Genomic DNA, 17,656 nt, shown 5'->3' with positions numbered 1-17,656 from the left:
CAGCATCCTGGAAGCGACAACTTTCTTGAAGAAAGCTACACTAGTCGCAGCACCACTGTGAAAGGAGTTCGAGATGCCACTGAGATCCGATTGGTCGGGGGAGCACTGTCCCATCCGCCGGTCGCTCGACGTGCTCGGCGACCCATGGGTGCTGCTGATCGTCCGCGATGTGCTGCACGGCCGCGGCCGGTTCGACACCTTGCGCGACAACCTCGGCATCTCGGAGGCGGTGCTCAGTCGTCGCCTCGCGGCGATGACCGACGCCGGGCTGCTCACGCGCGTCGACTACCTCGATGCCGCCGGCCGTACCCGCCAGGGATATGCCGCGACGGATGCGGCAGCCGAGCTCCTTCCGGTGCTCCAGCAGCTCGCCGTCTGGGGAGAGCGGCACACCGCGATGCCGCGGGGCGGCGCCCACATGGCCATGATCCACGAAGCGTGTGGGCAGGAGACGACGCAGGGTCAGGTCTGCAGTTCGTGCGGCGAGGTGCTCACCCCGGCGGAGATGACGTGGGTGAAGCCGTGGAAGCACGCCCGTGACCGCCTGCAGCCCGCCGGTGCCCTGCTCACGCAGTGACCGCGGTCAGTTGATGATCTCGCCGCGCTCGTCCGCGCGGAGCACGGCCAGCCGCTCCCGCCACGTCTGCCGCGCTTCGGGCGTCAGCCGGGTCCAGTCGTCGGTCTCGCCGACGATCCGGATCGGTGCGCTGCTGCGGTACGACCGCGTGGGGTTGCCCGGGAACTTCTTGTCCGTGACGTTGGGGTCGTTCTCGAACGCTCCGGTCGGCTCCACGAGGTAGACACGAGGCGCTCCGTCGCCGGGGGCGAGCTCCGCGGCCAGGCCGGCGCCATCCGGGAGGGCGGTGAAGTAGATGTGGTTCATCACGACCTCGGGGCGATAGTTCGAGGGGAAGCCCGCGGTGAGAAGGTCGCCGACCCGCAGATCGGCCTTGGTGCCGTGGAAGAACGGGCCTGCATCCAGCGCTTCGGTCATGAACCCAGCCTGTCGCAGGAACGGGCGATCGGGAAGTTCAGGCGGTCGTCGTGCGCAGCTCGCGCAGGACACTGACCCATCGCAGCAGGAACTTCGGCTCGTCGAGCCGGCGACTCCGCATCCATGAGGTCACCTCGTCGTTGCACTTGCTCGCGTTGCACGACCGGCAGGCAGGAACCACATTCTCGAGCGTGTAGCGTCCGCCGCGGGAGATGGGCAGCACGCAGTCCTTCTGCAGCGCCGCCGCCTCGTCGCCGCAGTACGCGCAGCATCCCCACGCGTCGAGGATGAGCTGCCACTGGGCGGCAGTCAGGTCGCTTCCGGATGCGGCCACCCGGCGAGACCTGCGACGCGCTGCCCGCGCCCTGCGCGTCTGAGGGACGACCATGCATCGAAAGGTACCGCTCCGGTGCCGCGCGCTCGCGGCACCGCGCGGGCTCGCGGCGGTGCGCGCATAATCAGACCGTGGCTGACAACCGACGCGCCATCGAGGTCGAGCTCGCCGAGCTGCGCCGACGGGCGTATGGCCCGGATGCCGACATCGCAGCTGATCCTGCCGCGCAGAGTCGCCTGCGAGACCTGGAGGCGGGGGAGCAGGAGGAGATCGCAGACGTCTCAGCCCCGCGCGACGCGGCGGGCACGCCTGGGGTCGCCGCACCCCCGAACTCGCGCTGGCGCCGGAGCGGCCCGTGGATCGTCGCGGGTGCAGCGATCACCATCGCCCTGCTCGCCGGCGCGGCACTCGTGGCGGAGGAGACCTCCCGTCCGCAGGCCGAGTTGACGCTGGCCGCGAGGTCGGTGCCGGGCGACGTGATCGTTCCGGGCATCAGCACGGCGACGCTTCGGGCCTGGAACATCCCGCCCGGTGCGCTCGCCTACAACGGCCGGGTCGGCAACCTGGATGTCTGGACGATGACCGATGGTGCAGATGCCGGGTGCGTCATCCTGTCGGTCGAGGGATCGTTCTACCGGCAGTCCTGCGGGCGCCGCCCGCTCGCGCCCCAGATCGACGTCGTCGCCGATCCGGAGCTGATCCCGTCCCGAAGCATGGATCCCGCCGTGCCGCCCGGCTCGGTCGTCCGCATCGGACTGTTCGACGACGTCGTCAGGATCTTCGTCGCCCGCCCCGACACGGGCCCCTGACCGGGCCGGGGATCGGTGGCCGGCGCTGGTTAGACTTCGACGATGAGCGCGTCGCCACCCGAAGCAGCCCGCGAGCGGGGGAGCTATCCGAAGGGTGTCGCGCGTCGCCAGGAGATCCTCGACCGGGCGCTCGAGGTGTTCGCCAAGCGAGGCGCGCAGCGCACCAGCCTGCGGGCGATCGCACAGGAGGTAGGTGTCACCCACGCCGCACTCACGCACTACTTCGGGTCGCTCGAAGAACTGCTCGTCGCGGTGTACCGGGAGTCCGAACTGCGCGCCGATGCGGAGGGCCCCCCGCCGGCGCCCGACGTGAGCCCGGCAGAGCAGATGCGCATCTCGGCGGCCGACAATCGCGAGATTCCCGGACTGGTCCAGCTCTACTCGACGCTCGTCGCCACGGCGCTGGAGGACGGCCACTCCGCCGCTCAGGAGTTCGCCACGCAGCGATTCGCCCGTGTGCGCGAGGACCTGGCTCAGCGCGTGCGTCACCTGCAGTCCATGGGGCGCCTGCGCGAGGACGTCGAGCCGGGGCTGGTCGCCGCGCTGGTGGTCGCCGCATCCGATGGACTCCAGACCCAGTGGCTGCTCGACCCGGCCGTCGACCATGAGGCGGCACTCGCGATGCTCGATCGTCTGCTCTCCAGCCCGCGAACTGACAGTTGACCAGCGGGCGCTCCGTCAATAAACTTCCACGTGGAGGTTTTACCTCCTGAACCTCCGGGCATGCGATCGGCTGCCCCACTCACCGAAGAGAAGGTCATCGTGGCTGCGTCAGAATCATCGAAGCCCCAGGCATCCGTCCAGCTGTACACGCTCGCGGATGCGTTCTCCGCCGACATGGGAGGCTCGCTCGACAAGCTCGCCGCCATCGGTCTGAAGAACGTGGAGGCCTTCGACTTCGCCCGCCGCCCGCAGGAGATCCGCCGCGCGCTGGACGCTGCCGGGCTGTCCTCGCCGACCGGGCACGCGCCGCTGCTGTCGGACGAGCTGTGGACGCCCGACGGCTCGATTCCCACGCCCGCGCCCGAGGTCGTCTTCGAGGCCGCCGCGGCGATCGGAATCACCACGGTCATCGACCCCTTCGTCGCCCCGGACCGGTGGCTGACGCTCGACGGAGTCACCGACATCGCCGACCGCCTCAACCGCCTCGTCGACGTCGCCGCCGGCTTCGGTCTCAGCGTCGGGTACCACAACCACGCGCAGGAGTTCATCGCGGACTTCGACGGACAGACCGCGTTCGAGCGGTTCGTCGCGCTGACCGACGCGCGCGTCGCGATCGAGCTCGACCTGTACTGGGCTCTCGTCGGCGGGCAGGATGGCGTCGGCCTCGTCTCCCGGCTCGGCGATCGGCTCGTGGCGGTGCACGTGAAGGACGGCATCGCCCCCGCCGTGAACCCCTTCGGTCCGGACGCCGACGAGTTCGGCTCTGCGAGCCTCGACCAGCGCCGCCCCGGCGAGGGCGACGTGCCGCTCGCCGCAGCTCTGAACGCCGGAACGGCCGTGCAGTTCGCGGTCATCGAGTACGACAACGCCCCAGGAGACGTCTTCGAGGACATCGCCGCGAGCTACGCGTTCCTCACCGAGGGCGGGTTCGTCCGATGAGCGCGGTCGGCATCGGCATCATCGGCGCTGGGGTCATCAGCGACACGTACATCCAGAACCTCTCCTCGTTCCCCGACGTCGAGGTCGTGATCGTCGGCGACCTGATCGCCGGGCGTGCTCGCGAGCAGGCGGAGAAGTACGGGGTGCCCGCGCACGGCACCGCCGAGGATGTGCTCGCGCACCCCGGTGTCGATCTCGTCGTCAACCTGACGATCCCGGCGGCGCACATCGAGGTCTCGCGCGCCGCGATCGCGGCGGGCAAGCACGTGTGGACGGAGAAGCCGCTCGGGCTCGACCGTGACGGCGCGGCCCAGCTGCTGCGCGAGGCGGACGCCGCAGGGCTCCGCATCGGCTCCGCGCCGGACACGCTCCTCGGCCCGGGGTTCCAGGCCGCGCGCCGCGCGATCGACGAGGGCCGCATCGGCCGCCCGCTGTTCGCGCAGACGGTATTCCAGACGCAGGGGCCCGACCTCTGGCATCCGAACCCCGCCTTCCTCTTCGCGCAGGGCGCGGGGCCGCTGCTCGACATGGGGCCGTACTACTTCTCCGCCCTGGTGAGCCTGTTCGGGCCGGTCGACCGCGTGTCGGCGTTCGGCGTGAAGGCGAACGAGGAGCGGCAGATCCACACGGGCCCGAACGCGGGGGAGACCTTCCCGGTCGAGGTGCCGTCGACGATGCAGATCATCGCCGCGTTCGACTCGGGTGCGCAGTCGCAGAGCCTGCTCAGCTTCGACTCGGCGCTCGAGCGGCACGGCATCGTGGAGATCCACGGCACCGAGGGCTCGATCGTCATCCCCGACCCGAACCAGTTCGGCGGCCGCATCGCCGTCGTGGCACCGCTCGGCGTCCTGCGCGACGGGATGTCGTTCGACCAGGAGTGGATCGAGATCGAGCACGACCAGCTCGAGGTCGGCCGCGGGCTCGGCGCTCTGGACATGGTCCGGGCGATCGCCGAGGGACGACCGCACGTCGCGTCGGGCGAACTGGGCTTCCATGTGCTCGACGTCCTGCTCTCCGCCGCCGAGTCGGCCGCTACGGGCGAGACGGTGAAGATCCAGAGCACCGTCGCGCCCGTTCCTCTCCTTCCGGCCGGGTTCGACCCCTTCGCCCTCACGCTCTGACCCAGGATGCTGCGCCGCGGCGCAGCATCCTCACGAAAGGCCACGCACACCGCCGTGTACTCGCTTCTCCTGGCGATCATCTACATCGCCTTCATCAGCCTGGGGCTGCCCGACTCGCTGATCGGCGCCGGCTGGCCGGTCATGCATCAGGACCTCGGGGTGCCCGTGGCGTTCGCCGGCATCATCACGATGATCATCGCGGGCGGCACGATCCTGTCGAGCCTCGCCTCCGAGCGCGTGACTCGCCGATTCGGTGCGGGTGTCGTGACGGCGGTCAGCGTCGGCATGACCGCGGCCGCGCTCGTGGGCTTCTCGGCGAGCGGGTCGTTCTGGATGCTGTGCCTCTGGGCAATCCCCTACGGACTGGGGGCCGGCGCCGTCGACGCGGCGCTCAACAACTACGTGGCGGTCCACTACGCCGCGCGCCACATGAACTGGCTGCACGCCTGCTGGGGGTTGGGCGCGTCGATCAGCCCGTTCGTGATGAGCTACGCCCTGTCGTCCGGTGCGGGGTGGTCGAGCGCGTATCTCGTGATCGGACTCATCCAGGTGGTCCTCACATTCGCGCTGCTCATCAGCATCCCGCTCTGGGGCAAGGTGAACCCGATCGTCCCGAGCGGGCACGCGGACGACGTGGAGGATGCCGGTGGGCACAGCTCGGGACGAGGCGGCACGCACGTCCCTCTCGCACAGGCGCTGCGGATCCCCGGCGTCGGTCTGGTCCTGATCGCCTTCCTCGCCTACTGCGCGCTCGAGAGCACGGCGATCCTCTGGGCGACGACGTACCTCGTCGCCGACCGCGGCGTCGACCCCGCCACCGCCGCCGCGTTCGCCTCCCTCTTCCTGATCGGCGTCACCGCGGGAAGGTTCCTGGCCGGCTTCTTCGCCGACCGGGTCGGCGACCAGCAGATGATCCGCGGCGGGTTCGTGACCGTCGGCGTCGGCGTCGTGCTGCTCGCGCTGCCGGTCGACACGGACGTGCTCGCGCTCGCCGGGCTCGTGATCGCGGGTCTCGGCTGCGCGCCGATCTACCCGGCGATCATCCACTCCACCCCGGTGAACTTCGGCCGCCGCAACTCGCAGGCCATCATCGGCATCCAGATGGCCGCCGCCTACACCGGCTCCACCTTCGCGCCGCCGCTGTTCGGAGCGCTCTCGGCGTGGACCGGGATGTGGACCTTCCCGCTGTTCCTCGGGCTGCTGGTGGTGCTGGGTGTCGTCATGTCCGAGCGGCTCAACCGGCTCGTCCGTCGCCGGGAACTGGTCGGCTGACTCCGGCGGTCGATTGAGGACATCCTGTGTCCGGGTTGCGTTCTAGCCTCTGAGTGAGAGCTAGGACCGAGAGGACATCATGGACTGGAAAATCGAGCTGATCTTCGTCCCCGTGTCGGACGTCGACCGTGCGAAGGACTTCTACACCGGCATCGGCTTCAACGCCGACCACGACGCCTCGCCGTTCGAGGGTCTGCGATTCGTGCAGCTGACGCCGCCGGGTTCGGCGTGCTCGATCGCCATCGGCACCGGGCTCGGCAGCGACATGGCGCCCGGCAGCTTGGACAACATCCAGGTCGTCGTCGCCGATGCGGATGCCGCGCTCGCGCAGCTGCGCGATGCCGGAGTCGAGGCGAACGGCGTCGACGAGCAGGACTGGGGCCGGTTCGTGACCTTCAGCGACCCCGACGGCAACAGGTGGACGCTGCAGCAGCTGCCCCCGCGCGACTGAGCGCCGATCTCGCGGAGTGACGCCGGCTATCTGGCGTTGCTCCAGGGGCGCAGCCGCGGCAGCCAGCCGCGCACGTTGCGTCGGTAGGTCCGGTACTCATCGCCCATAGGTCCGCTCAAGGGTGGGCTCTTCGTAGAACCGGACGAACAGTGCCACGGCGACGAACGCGATCGTCGCGTAGACGAGGGTCGCGATGCTCGCGAAGAGCAGCGCCTGCCCCAGGATGATCGCGAGCACGGCGAGGTACATCGGGTTGCGCACGAATCGGTAAGGGCCGACGACGACCAGATGCGCGGTCGGAATCGGCGGCGCGGGAGTCCCGTCCGCCCGGGCGAAGCGGATGAAGGCGTCGAGGAGCACCAGGATCCCGCTCAGGATGCTGACGCCCGTCACGATCCCGACCAGCCACAGGGCCGCGCCAGACCACGGGATGTCCCAGCCGGTGAGGAGCCAGGGGATCACCCCGGCGACGATTCCGGGGGCCAGGGCGAGGAAGATGATCGTGCCCACCCAGGCGCGAACGCGTACCCGATTCACGTCAGGCCTCCGCGCGCGCAGGTGCCGGCTCCGCCTCGAGTTCCTGATTGAGGAACCACCGGTGACCGGAGGGGTCGCGCATGACGGCGACCCGACCAATGCCGGGGTTGTCGGCGGGTTCTCTGTCGATCTGTGCGTCGGCGGCGCGTGCGCGGGTGATCGTGTCGTCGACGTTCGCGACGGTGAGATGCAAGGTCACGGGACTGCCGACCCCGATCTCCGGCGCTGGACACTGCAGTTCGGGGTGGGCGTCGGCCATCATGAACCCCGCGCCGTCGATGTCGAACTCCACATGGCCGGCTCGCCCGTCCGGCATCTCGATCGGATCAACGGTGACTCTCGCATCGAACACGACGCGGAACCACTCGATCGCCGCGCGGGCATCGGCCACGGCGAGATACGGAGTCACTTCGCTCATGACTCGAGCGTTGCACCGATCGCGCGCGTGGAACAGTGGGCCTGGATCGCTGCGAGAGGCGGGTCTAGGGTGCCCTGGAGATGGCGAACGTGACGTCCACGCGCAATCCATGCCCGGGTGCGTTCACGAGGGTCGCGGTGCCCCCTGACAAGGATGCGATGCCCGCGACGATCGACAGACCCAGCCCTGCACCGCCGCGAGTGCGCGCTCTGCTTTCCCGTGAGAAGCGATCGAACGCATGCGGAACATAGGCCTCATCCATGCCGCCGCCATCGTCGCTCACCCTGAGCCGGATCACTTCGCCCGCACGTTCAACACTCAGCTCAATGACGCCGCCGTCTCCGACCGCATCCAGCGAATTGTTCACAAGGTTGTCGCACACTCGTCCGAAGTCGGGTTCACTCACGCAGACGAAGACGTCCTCGTCGCGCGCTTCGGCGGTGTAGTCGATGCGGATGTCTCGCCCCGCTGCGCGGTGACGGCCGCGGTCGGCGGCATCCGCCAGCTCGGTCGCGAGCGCTGCGATCGATGATCGGCCGGGCTCGGCTTGAGAGTCGATTCGCGAGAGTTCCAGCATCGATGTGGCGAGCGACGACAGGCGGGTGAGCGTCTTCTGTGCGGCGGCGACATCGGACCGCATGTCGGCAAGGGTGGCGGCCTGGCTCAGAGCGAGTTCGAGGCGGGTCTGGAGGATCGCCAGAGGTGTGCGGAACTCGTGGCTCGCATCTGACACGATCTGTCGTTCTCGATCCGCCGACGCCCGAAGGTCATTGATGAGCTCGTTGAGGGTGGAGGCGAGTTCCGAGATCTCGTCGTCGGCCGGTCCGACGGGCAGCAGGTCAGTCCCTGAAGTGGTCACCAGCACCTCGGCACTGCGGCGCAGGCGGGTGACCGGGGCGAGCGCGGCCGATCCGATCAGCCACGCCGCCGCGCCGAACGCCAGGTTGATCACGGTGAGGCTTCCAATGAGGAGCAGCGCGACACCCCGGAGCACGTGCTCGTCGCTCCTGCTCGCGGTGATCACGTGCCAGGTGCCGTCCGAGGTCCCCACGGATGTGGATCGGACGAGATAGTCCTCGCCGATCATTCGCACGCCGTCGGGCTCTGCGGCGATGGTGGTCACCTGACCCGCGAGCGGTTCCGGCAGCGTGTTGAGAACGACGTCCTCGGTCGGATCCACGACAGCGACGTACTGACCGGGCCCGGGGAAATCCATCTCCTCACTGTCTCCGCTGTTGATGGCGGTGACGTATGGGCCCTCGATGCCTTCGAGCAGGCGCTCCTGGCCCTCGCTCACGATCCGTTCCACCTGGGTGAAGATCACGATGCCCACGACGATCGAGATCATGACGGCGATCAGCAGACTGCCGCCCGTGATTCGGGTGCGGATCGACAGCCGGGAGAGATTCACGAGACGGTGGCGACGAGCTCGTAGCCGACACCACGAGTCGTCGCGATCCGGACTGGCGCACCGACGGAGTCGAGCTTGCGACGGATGTAGCTGACGTATTGATCAACGATGTTGGCGTCGATGTAGCTCGCGGAACCCCAGATCGAGTCCAGGATGTCGGCTCTGGCCATCACCTGGCCGGTGTTGACGGCCAGGAGTCTGAGCAGGTCGAACTCAGTCCGACTCAGCCTCAACTCCCGCCCGCCGGCCGAGATCTCGTGTCGGAGCATGTCGATCTGAAGGCCGCCGACGTCGAGGCGGGAAGCGCCGATCGAGTCCCGGCGACGCAGTGCACGCAGCCGGGCGGCAAGTTCGGCGAACTCGAACGGCTTGGTCAAGTAATCGTCGGCTCCCGCATCCAGCCCGGCGATACGGTCGTCCACGGCGTCGCGGGCTGTGAGCAGGATGATGGCGAGGCCATCGTTCTGGCGCCGCAGCCACCGGCAGATCTCGATTCCCGTCATCCCGGGGAGCATCACATCGAGTACGGCGATGTCGTAGCCGCCGTCTCTGGCGAGGGTCAGTGCATCGACACCGTTGTCGGCGACGTCGACGATGTATCCCTCCGCTCGGAGCCCCCGCGCCAGAAGGTCTGCCATCTCGGGCTCGTCCTCAACGGTCAAGACGCGCAAAGACATGGGCCGACCTCCTTCTGTGCAGTGATCCTACGGCGGCGCTCGGAGGTGGGCCCGGCCGCGCATCGTCCTATGCCGGCACCTGCGTCCAGCGCGCGACGGCCGACGGACCGCCCAGCTCGACGATCGCCTCGGCCCGCTGCCGACGGACCTTGATGCCGAGATAGGTCGCGATCGCCACGATCACCACGAGGAAGACGACGCTGGTGACCGTCGTCCCCAGCCCCACCCCGCCTTCAGCAGGCGCCTGCGAAAGAAGGTCGCCGATCGATGCACCGAGAGGGCGGGTGAGGATGTATGCCGCCCAGAAGCAGAACACGACATTCGCCTTGAACGCGAAGCGTGCGATCACGACGACTCCGATGAGCGCAGAGAACAGGATGGTGCCAATGAGGTACCCGAGTCCGAGCCCCTCAGAGATGAGATCCCCGGCTGCCGTCCCGAGCGCAAACGTGAACAGGATGGCGAGCCAGTAGAACGCTTCCCGGCGACGGGTGAAGATCGTGTGGATCGACAGCGTGCGCTCCCGGAAGAACCAGATCCCGAACGTGATGGCGAGCACGACGCTGAAGATGACGGTGCTCACCCAGAGCTCGACACCGAGGTTGTCGGTCAGGTTGTCGGTGAGCAGTGTGCCCACGATGCTGACCAGCACCACGACGGTCCAGTATGTCGCGGAGTTGTAGCGCTTCGTCAGGAACTGCGCGACCAGCGCGGCGGCGAGAAGTGCGCTCATGACCCATGTGGTCACCGTAAGGCCGAGGCCGACGTCGACGTTGAGATAATCGGCGAACGTCTCTCCGGTTGTCGTCGACAGGATCTTGATGACCCAGAAGGCGAACGTCACCTCGGGGACCCGATTGAACAGGATGGTTCTGATGTGTTCCGGCATGGTGTTGGTCATGTCGTCACTTTCCCGGCGCGGGCTTGACGTTCCCCCAGTTCGCCGGCGCAGGGCGTGAGTGTTTTCTCAGGAACGCCCGCCGGCGGTGACTAGGGTCGGCTCCATGGATGCTCTGCCACCATGGCTGTCGACGGTGACCGCCGTCGTCGTGCTCGCGGCGATCGCCACTGTGGCGCTCACCGCAATGCGCGTGCCGGAACCCTGGGCGGGTGTCTGGGCACTCGTGAGGGCTGCCTTCCAGCTCACTGTGCTGAGCCTGGTCCTCGCCGGGATCATCCAGGACCCGCTGCTGGTGGGCTTGGGGCTGCTGGTCATGCTCGCCGCGGCCGTCTGGACCGCGGCACGACGCGCGAAGGTATCTTGGCGCGGTGTTCCTCCGCTCGCGCTGGCGATGCTGGTCGGCCCCGTCGTCGTCATGATCGTGGCGTTCGGCAGCGGGGCACTCGAGCCCTCACCGCGTTACGCCCTGGCGATCGGCGGCATCATCATCGGCAACACGATGACCGTCGCGATCATGACCGAGCGCATCTATCGGCAGGCTGTCCGCGATCACTGGGATGAGGTTGAAGGCTGGCTCGCACTCGGCGCGACCCCTTGGCAGTCCACGCGGAGTCTCGCCCACAGCGCGATACGCACTGCGCTGCTTCCCTCGATCGACCAGACCAGGACCACCGGGATCGTGGTCTTGCCTGGGGCGTTCGTCGGCGCGATCTTCGCGGGCGCATCTCCGTTCGAAGCCGGTCGTTTCCAACTCGTGGTCCTCGCCGGCATCATCGCAGCGGGCTCGCTCACCTCCACCACGCTGCTGCGCGTGACGGGTCGCGTCGTTCACCGACCGGCCGACATCGAGATGACGACCCGTCGCAGCCCGGCCTGAACGTTCTCTCAGAAACCGAGGCCTGTTTCATCCCGGCTGATCAGACGGCCTCTCTAGCGTTGAGCGTCCAGGCTCGTTGCGCTCTGTGACGGCTGACAGCGACGGGAGGCGTGAATGCGCGCACCGTCCCGACGGTCGCCGGTCGTCATTCTCATCGGCGCAACCGTCTCCATCGGTGCTGTCGTGCTGCTCGGCGTCGTCATCAAGGCGTTGGGCAACGGCCCACTTGGTATCGACATGTGGTGGCACGACCTGATGCTGGTGTGGCGGACGGATGTCGGGCTCACCGTCGCGAGGGCTCTGGATGCCGTCGGTGGCGTGGTGTCGATGATCGTCATCGGCATCGCCCTTGTCGTCGGACTCGTTCTCGCTCGACGACCCTGGGATGCGCTCGTCGTGCTCACCGCCATGGTGGTGTCGGAAGCGGTCGCGACCGTGCTCAAACTGTCGCTGACTCGGCCTCGACCGGCGGATTCCCTGGTCACCGATGCGATGACATCGTTCCCCTCAGGTCACACGACTCTCGCGGCCACCGTCATGGTGGCCCTCGCCCTGTCCATGCGGGTGGCCGTGATGTGGGGCGCGGCAGCAGTGTGGGTCACGGCCATGGCCTGGAGTCGTACCTACCTCGCGGCCCACTGGCTCACGGACGTGTTCGCAGGCGCAGTCCTCGGAACGTCGGTGGCGTTGATCGCATGGACGACGATGGCGGTCATTCGCCGCGGCGCCCAGCGGACCATAGAGAACGCCGACCGCTTGTCGCGATAGACGCGAGGCCGCGGTCGGCGCTCAGGACAGCCTGGGTCAGTCGTCAGCGGTCTCACCGTCGTCGGTGCCGTCTTCGATCTCCTGATCGTCGGCGGTCTCGCCGTCGTTCGTGCCGTCCTCGACACCTTGATCGTCGGCAGTCTCGCCGTCGTTCGTGCCGTCTTCGAACTGGACGTTGTCGTCATCGGCGATCTCGCCGTCGTTCGTGCCGTCCTCGAACCCGACGGAGGTCGGTCCAGGTGACGAGGCCTGTGCGATTGCGGGGATGCCGATCGCAAGGCCCGAGGCGAGAACGATCGCGGCGATGCCGGATCCGACGCCTAGCCGGAGCTTCTTCTTCTCGGTTTCCATGTGTGTTTCCCTTCAGACGGAATCTGCCGTCGCCTCGACGCTACGGACGGGATCGTGGGACGAACGTGAGAGCGGTAGCCGAACGCGCACAGTGGTGCCCGCTCCAGGAACGGAGCTGATTGAGATGTCGCCACGCAGCGAGTTCACGATCTCCCGGACGATGGACAACCCCAGCCCGCTGCCCTCGCCCGTGCGAGATGGGTCCGCCTGCCAGAATCGGTCGAACGCGCGCCGGGACTCAGAGCGCGTCATCCCGATGCCGCGATCCTCGACCTCCACGACCGCCCACCGCCCGCGCGAGAACACCCTCGCCACGATGGTGGTGTCCTCGCTCGAGTAGCGGCATGCGTTCACGAGGATGTTCACCAGTACGCGCTGGAGAGCAGCCGACGAGGCCTCCACTTTGGGCTGCCCGGCAATTTCGATCGCGACTCGCTCGGGGTGGGCGAGCAGCCCGCGCGCGCCCCGCACGGCCTCGCCCAATGCGACGAAGCTGACGTCCGGGCGCTCGCGCGTGTGCTCCGAGGCGACGAGCAGATCGTCGGCCGTCGCGGCAAGGACGTGCGTCGCCGCGAGCGCCTTCTCGCACGCCGCACGGTATTCGGCGAGCGTACGTGGGCGCAGAAGGGCCAACTCGAGCTGGCCCTGGATGGCCGTCAACGGTGTCCGCAACTCGTGCGAGGCGTCATCGACGAATCGACGCTGAGCGGCAAGCGCGTCGGCGACGGGCCTCATCGCAATCCCCGCGAGAGCCCAGCTGGAGAGCGGCGCTACCAGCACGAGGCCGGCGAACGCGAGCAGCAGCGCGGCACGCAGCGTCGCAAAGCCTGCCTCCGCCGAAAGCGCTGATCCGCCCTCCTCGAAGCCGTCGAAGTCGAACGTCGCCGTGACGAACGCATAGACCGAGAATGCGAAGGCGGCGTACGTGATCAACTGGACCGCCGTGAAACCGAGAGTGAGTCGCCAGCGGGCGCGTCGCAGGATCATGCGATCTCGCTCGTCACCGAGTAGCCAGCACCGCGGTGCGTCACGATGGGGTCGGCCTCGCCCGGAATAGCGAGCTTGCGGCGAAGATAGCGGATGTAGGTGGGCACCACGTTGCTGTACCCGTCGTAGTTGCGATCCCAGGCGTGGTCGATCAGCTCGCTGCTGGTGATCACCGCATCCGGGTGGCGCATCAGATAGTCCAGCACGGAGAACTCCTTCGGGCTGAGCGGGATGACCCGACCCCGACGCTCCACGGCACGTCTGCCGGGATCGAGGGTGAGCGAACCCACAGTCAGCCGCGGAGGTAGGGCCGTGGGAGCGCGGCGGAGAAGTGCGCGGATTCGCGCGAGGAGCTCCTGCACGTGGAACGGCTTGACCAGGTAGTCGTCGGCGCCTGCGTCCAGGCACTGCACGATCGTGGCGCGGGCACTGATCGCCGTGAGCATCAGGATCGGGGTGTCCGGCGCCACTTCTCGGATGCGTCGACACAGTTCGACTCCGCCGCCCGGCATGCCCGGCAGCCGCACGTCGAGCACGACGAGATCTTCCGGCTCGATCTCGAACGTGACCAGCGCGGATGCCGCATCCGCTTCGACGTCGACCGCATACCCAGCTTCGCGCAGCAGCTGCGCGACGGTCGCGGCGAGCAGCGCATCGTCCTCCACAAGCAAGACCCGCATGACACCTCCGGCGCCATCCTCACGAATACGGCTGAAGAATGAACGGCCACGCAAGCCTCGACTCTGAGAATTCGTTCAGACGGCATGACCCGGAGCGGCTTCACTGCGGAGCTGCAGCGGGGAGTCGCACCACGAAGCTGGCGCCACCGCGATGTTCGACGTCCAGGACGAGCGAACCGCCATGCAGGTCGACGAGCTCACGAGCGATCGCGAGGCCGAGCCCGGTACCCCCTGTACCGGCCGCACGCGCATCGTCCGCGCGCGCGAATCGTTCGAAGATGCGCTCGCGCAGGGCCGGGTCGACGCCGGGACCGTCGTCGGACACCCGCAGCACTGCGTCCTGACCGACTTCCGCGAGCTCCACCTCGATGCCGGAGGCGCCGTAGCGCAGGGCATTGTCGAGCAGATTGCGGACGACCCGGGTCAGCTGGCCGGGGTCGCCGAGGACCTGCGCCGCTGAGACGCGGGAGACATCGATCGTCTGCTCCGTGGCACCGCGGCCGTGGACCTCGGCGAGGACGATGTCGTCGAGGTCCACCAGAATCCTCCGGCTATGGATCGCGGCCTCGTCGAGGCGCGCGAGCAGCAGCAGATCGTCGATGAGTCCCTGCAGCTGCGTGGCATCCGCCAGCGCCCCGCGGTGCGTCGCGCCCACATCGGCGCCCGTCGGGTGGGCGAGGTCGACCTCGAGCGCGGTGCGGATCCTCGTCAGCGGACTGCGGAGCTCATGCGAGGCGTCCGACACGAAGCGCCTTTGCAGTGCGGCGGTCGCTTCAAGCCGGGCCAGCATCGAGTTCATCGTCTGCGCCAGCCGGGCGATCTCGTCGCGCGTGGCGGGTTCGGGCACGCGCTGATCCAGGCTCGACGCGCTGATCTCCGCGACGCGGGCCCGGATGCGCTCGACAGGTCTGAGCACGCGTCCCACCAGGAACCAGATCGCCACGGCGAGCAGCGCGGTGGCAACCGGCACGGCGATCAGCAGGCTCCGCGTCAATGCGCCCACACTCTCGTCGACATCATCCATCGGCGTGCCCACCACGATCGTCAGGTCCCCGTGAGGTTCGATCCGTACGCGGAACCGTGCCCGGCTCGATCCGAGCTCGATCGTGGCGGTCGTCGTCGATGGCGGTGCGTCGACATTCGAGAGGGGCGCCCCGGAGGTTGCCGCGACGACCTCGCCCGACGCATCCACGATGTACGCGAACGATTCCTCGTCGCCGCTCCCCGACAGCGTGGTGTCCCGGACGCCGGCATCGAGGGAGTCGGCGATCGACGCAGCGGCACGCTGCAGCACCTCATCCACGCTGTCGGTCAGGACGGCGCGCTGGGTCGAGACGAGCGCCACGGCGGCCAGGGTCAGGACGAACAGCACGACGAGCGAGGCGATCGCCGAGACACTCGCGCGGACGCCCATCAGCCCAGCCGGTACCCGGCGCCGCGCACAGTCTCGATCACGGGCGTGGCGGTCAGGGCGGCGATCTTGCGGCGGAGGCGAGCGATGTACACCTCCACGATGTTGGGATCGCCTTCGAAGTCGTCCTGCCAAACGCCGGCCAGAATGTCGCTCTTCGAGAGCAGCTGCCCCGTGTGGTGCAGGAAGAAGGCGAGGACGTCGAACTCCCTGGAGGTCAGGGGCAGCTGCGCTTCACCGATCCACGCACGGCGTGCGCGCACGTCCATTCGCAGGTCACCGACGCTTGTCGCAGGGGGAGAGCCCAACGCCGCCCGTCTCAGCAGCGCGTGCAACCGCGCGACGAGCACGGGAAAGCTGAAAGGCTTGACGAGGTAGTCGTCGGCCCCTGTGTCCAGGGCTTCCGCCTCGTCCAGGTCGCCGTCCTTCGCTGTCAGCATCAGCACCGGCGTCCAGTCGCCGTCGGCCCGAAGCTCTGCGCAGACCCGGTAGCCGCTCATTCCGGGGAGCATGATGTCGAGGACGATGACGTCGTGCCCGCCCTCGCGCGCTCGCCACAGACCGTCGATCCCGTTGTCGGCGAGTTCGACCGTGAACCCTTCCGAGGTCAGCCCGCGGGCGACGGCGGTCGTCATGCCGACGTCGTCGTCGATGACCAGCACCTTCACGCGCGCTCCTCACGTCGGCCGCGCAGGGGACCGCCCGCGGTCACCGACCCAGCCGTCGCATCTCAGCGTACGACTGCGTCGGTGACCGCGGGCGTGGCGTGCAGCGACTTACTCGTCGTCCTCGGTGTCCGTCTTCGAACCGACGACAGCGAAGTTCTCGTCGAGCTGTACGTCGATCTGCGTTCCGTCGCCGCGGGTGACCTCGACTTCGTACAGGCTCTCCTCGTCGCCGACCTCGGTGCCGGTGACCCGGCCTCCGCCGACGAAGTCGAGCGCGGCCTCGCTCGCCTGGTCGAGCGCGGTGCCGCTGATCGACGTCTCCGTCGCATCGTCGTCCAGAGTCCCCGCAACGGCGACGCCGGCACCCCCCGCGATCAACCCGACCGCCACAACTGATGTCGTCAGCGCGATCTTCTTCTTGCGATCCATGTCTTCCTCCTTCGACACAGTGAACGGTACGCACAGGGCACTGACTCCAGGCTGAACGGGCCGGATCCGTTCAGCCTGGAGTCAGCAAGCCCCTGGTCACGCGTGGATCGGTCCGGCTCCTGCGTCGACGATCTGCCCGTTGCGCGGAAGTCCGCCGCGCCGGGCTGTTCTGCGTCAGCCACAGGCCCGTGAACGGGTACTCGATCTCGAGCAGCATGACTACGTAGGGTCCGCACCCCAGCGGCCGAGCGCGTCGATCGCGTCACGCAGCGCGTGCCCGCGCTCGGTCAGCGCGTACGCCCGGGTGTTGTGTCGGAGCGGCAGACGAGACAGCACCCCGGCCGCTTCGAGCTCGCGCAGGCGAGTGGCGAGCATGTTCGTCGGCACCCCCAGGTCGCGCTGCAGGTCGCCGTAGCGCTGCGGGCCCTCGAGCAGCCGCTCCACGATGAGCAGCGCCCACCGGGACCCGACGATGTCGAGGGCGGCGGCGAGGTCGCTCACGCGGTCGGGTCGGCGTCCGGCTTCATCCAGAACGGCGAGTAGTGGTAGCCGTCGGGATCGTCGAACTGACGCTGGTACATGAACGGGTAGTCGTCGATGTCGCCGATCCGCCCGCCGGCGGCGCCGGCGCGCTCGACGAGCTCGTCGACCGCCTCGCGGCTGCCCAGGTCGAACGAGACCGTGACCTTCGACGGGGTGTCGGGCCCGCCGATCAGGTCTTCGACGCCCCCGACGCTCGCGTACATCTCACGGCTGCCGAGCATGACGTACTGCTCGGGCGCGATCGCGAAGCACGACACGTTGTGATCGGACATCTCGGTGTTGAGGGTCCACCCGAGGGCGGTGTAGAAGGCCGTGGCACGCTCGACGTTCTCGACGGGGCAAGTGATGAAGAGGCTCATGCGAGTCATACTTGCAAAATGCAAGTGACTCGTCAAGCCCCCTATCGACGGACTCG

24 protein-coding genes are annotated in these 17,656 nt (G+C 68.2%); 9 read left to right on the top strand and 15 right to left on the bottom strand.

The features are described 5' to 3' along the window. Positions 1-73: 73 nt before the first annotated feature. Positions 74-577 carry a winged helix-turn-helix transcriptional regulator gene (locus Microterr_RS11565; protein ID WP_263797785.1) on the top strand — a complete coding sequence of 168 codons (504 nt, stop codon included), beginning with the start codon at positions 74-76 and terminating at the stop codon, positions 575-577. Between the two features lie 6 nt (positions 578-583). On the opposite strand, the gene arr is transcribed toward Microterr_RS11565, so the two are convergent. Together arr and Microterr_RS11555 are read right to left on the bottom strand one after the other, a co-directional pair. Next, positions 584-994 (bottom strand): NAD(+)--rifampin ADP-ribosyltransferase, encoded by a 411-nt coding sequence (arr, locus tag Microterr_RS11560; protein ID WP_263797786.1) that lies wholly within the window; start codon positions 992-994, stop codon positions 584-586. 37 nt (positions 995-1,031) lie between these two features. Continuing rightward, positions 1,032-1,382: an HNH endonuclease gene (locus Microterr_RS11555; RefSeq protein WP_263797787.1), complete on the bottom strand. Its 351-nt coding sequence runs from the start codon at positions 1,380-1,382 to the stop codon at positions 1,032-1,034. Between the two features lie 77 nt (positions 1,383-1,459). Here Microterr_RS11555 and Microterr_RS11550 point away from each other — a divergent pair, with 77 nt between their 5' ends. From Microterr_RS11550 to Microterr_RS11525, 6 genes are all read left to right on the top strand, one after another. Continuing rightward, a complete protein-coding gene (locus Microterr_RS11550; RefSeq protein WP_263797788.1) occupies positions 1,460-2,137 on the top strand; it encodes a hypothetical protein in 678 nt (225 codons plus the stop codon). 42 nt (positions 2,138-2,179) lie between these two features. Continuing rightward, entirely contained in the window at positions 2,180-2,800 is a 621-nt protein-coding gene (locus Microterr_RS11545) for a TetR/AcrR family transcriptional regulator (protein WP_263797789.1), read from the top strand. Positions 2,801-2,974: 174 nt separating this feature from the next. After that, positions 2,975-3,739: a sugar phosphate isomerase/epimerase family protein gene (locus Microterr_RS11540; protein WP_263798763.1), complete on the top strand. Its 765-nt coding sequence runs from the start codon at positions 2,975-2,977 to the stop codon at positions 3,737-3,739. After that, the gene (locus Microterr_RS11535; protein ID WP_263797790.1) at positions 3,736-4,860 is read left to right on the top strand and encodes a Gfo/Idh/MocA family protein; all 1,125 of its coding nucleotides are present in this window, start codon (positions 3,736-3,738) and stop codon (positions 4,858-4,860) included. Before Microterr_RS11540 ends, Microterr_RS11535 begins: the two co-directional genes overlap by 4 nt. Before the next feature lie 6 nt (positions 4,861-4,866). Next, positions 4,867-6,132 (top strand): MFS transporter, encoded by a 1,266-nt coding sequence (locus tag Microterr_RS11530; RefSeq protein WP_263797791.1) that lies wholly within the window; start codon positions 4,867-4,869, stop codon positions 6,130-6,132. A 79-nt stretch (positions 6,133-6,211) separates the two neighbouring features. Next, positions 6,212-6,583 (top strand): VOC family protein, encoded by a 372-nt coding sequence (locus tag Microterr_RS11525; protein ID WP_263797792.1) that lies wholly within the window; start codon positions 6,212-6,214, stop codon positions 6,581-6,583. A 96-nt stretch (positions 6,584-6,679) separates the two neighbouring features. On the opposite strand, the gene Microterr_RS11520 is transcribed toward Microterr_RS11525, so the two are convergent. The 5 genes from Microterr_RS11520 to Microterr_RS11500 form a co-directional block, all read right to left on the bottom strand. Next, the gene (locus Microterr_RS11520) at positions 6,680-7,120 is read right to left on the bottom strand and encodes a methyltransferase family protein (protein ID WP_263797793.1); all 441 of its coding nucleotides are present in this window, start codon (positions 7,118-7,120) and stop codon (positions 6,680-6,682) included. Position 7,121: 1 nt separating this feature from the next. Beyond that, positions 7,122-7,538 (bottom strand): VOC family protein, encoded by a 417-nt coding sequence (locus Microterr_RS11515; protein ID WP_263797794.1) that lies wholly within the window; start codon positions 7,536-7,538, stop codon positions 7,122-7,124. 64 nt (positions 7,539-7,602) lie between these two features. Beyond that, complete coding sequence (locus Microterr_RS11510; RefSeq protein WP_263797795.1) at positions 7,603-8,949, bottom strand: sensor histidine kinase; 1,347 nt, start codon at positions 8,947-8,949, stop codon at positions 7,603-7,605. After that, the gene (locus Microterr_RS11505; RefSeq protein WP_263797796.1) at positions 8,946-9,626 is read right to left on the bottom strand and encodes a response regulator transcription factor; all 681 of its coding nucleotides are present in this window, start codon (positions 9,624-9,626) and stop codon (positions 8,946-8,948) included. The genes Microterr_RS11510 and Microterr_RS11505 overlap by 4 nt, the downstream gene beginning before the upstream one ends. A gap of 67 nt (positions 9,627-9,693) precedes the next feature. Further along, complete coding sequence (locus Microterr_RS11500; RefSeq protein ID WP_263797797.1) at positions 9,694-10,527, bottom strand: COG4705 family protein; 834 nt, start codon at positions 10,525-10,527, stop codon at positions 9,694-9,696. A gap of 103 nt (positions 10,528-10,630) precedes the next feature. Between Microterr_RS11500 and Microterr_RS11495 the strand changes: the two genes are divergently transcribed. Together Microterr_RS11495 and Microterr_RS11490 are read left to right on the top strand one after the other, a co-directional pair. After that, positions 10,631-11,404, top strand: a complete 774-nt coding sequence (locus tag Microterr_RS11495; RefSeq protein WP_263797798.1) for an ABC transporter permease — start codon at positions 10,631-10,633, stop codon at positions 11,402-11,404. Between the two features lie 183 nt (positions 11,405-11,587). Next, positions 11,588-12,172 (top strand): phosphatase PAP2 family protein, encoded by a 585-nt coding sequence (locus tag Microterr_RS11490; RefSeq protein ID WP_263797799.1) that lies wholly within the window; start codon positions 11,588-11,590, stop codon positions 12,170-12,172. Positions 12,173-12,208: 36 nt separating this feature from the next. Here Microterr_RS11490 and Microterr_RS11485 read toward each other — a convergent pair whose 3' ends face one another. From Microterr_RS11485 to Microterr_RS11450, 8 genes are all read right to left on the bottom strand, one after another. Beyond that, positions 12,209-12,523 (bottom strand): hypothetical protein, encoded by a 315-nt coding sequence (locus Microterr_RS11485; protein WP_263797800.1) that lies wholly within the window; start codon positions 12,521-12,523, stop codon positions 12,209-12,211. 12 nt (positions 12,524-12,535) lie between these two features. Further along, entirely contained in the window at positions 12,536-13,510 is a 975-nt protein-coding gene (locus tag Microterr_RS11480) for a sensor histidine kinase (RefSeq protein WP_263797801.1), read from the bottom strand. Continuing rightward, the gene (locus Microterr_RS11475; protein ID WP_263797802.1) at positions 13,507-14,190 is read right to left on the bottom strand and encodes a response regulator transcription factor; all 684 of its coding nucleotides are present in this window, start codon (positions 14,188-14,190) and stop codon (positions 13,507-13,509) included. Before Microterr_RS11475 ends, Microterr_RS11480 begins: the two co-directional genes overlap by 4 nt. Before the next feature lie 100 nt (positions 14,191-14,290). After that, on the bottom strand, positions 14,291-15,214 hold the full coding sequence (locus tag Microterr_RS11470; protein WP_425593779.1) for a HAMP domain-containing sensor histidine kinase: 924 nt from the start codon (positions 15,212-15,214) through the stop codon (positions 14,291-14,293). A 389-nt stretch (positions 15,215-15,603) separates the two neighbouring features. Further along, entirely contained in the window at positions 15,604-16,269 is a 666-nt protein-coding gene (locus Microterr_RS11465) for a response regulator transcription factor (protein WP_263797804.1), read from the bottom strand. Between the two features lie 108 nt (positions 16,270-16,377). Next, the gene (locus Microterr_RS11460) at positions 16,378-16,698 is read right to left on the bottom strand and encodes a PepSY domain-containing protein (RefSeq protein ID WP_263797805.1); all 321 of its coding nucleotides are present in this window, start codon (positions 16,696-16,698) and stop codon (positions 16,378-16,380) included. Between the two features lie 219 nt (positions 16,699-16,917). Beyond that, entirely contained in the window at positions 16,918-17,199 is a 282-nt protein-coding gene (locus tag Microterr_RS11455) for a winged helix-turn-helix transcriptional regulator (RefSeq protein ID WP_263797806.1), read from the bottom strand. Further along, positions 17,196-17,600 (bottom strand): VOC family protein, encoded by a 405-nt coding sequence (locus tag Microterr_RS11450; RefSeq protein WP_263797807.1) that lies wholly within the window; start codon positions 17,598-17,600, stop codon positions 17,196-17,198. Before Microterr_RS11450 ends, Microterr_RS11455 begins: the two co-directional genes overlap by 4 nt. Positions 17,601-17,656: the final 56 nt, after the last annotated feature.

Source organism: Microbacterium terricola (assembly GCF_027943945.1).
In the GTDB taxonomy this organism is placed as follows: Bacteria; Actinomycetota; Actinomycetes; order Actinomycetales; family Microbacteriaceae; genus Microbacterium; species Microbacterium terricola.
The sequence above is the reverse complement of the archived record's forward strand: the minus strand, read 5'-3'. Positions and strand labels throughout refer to the sequence as shown.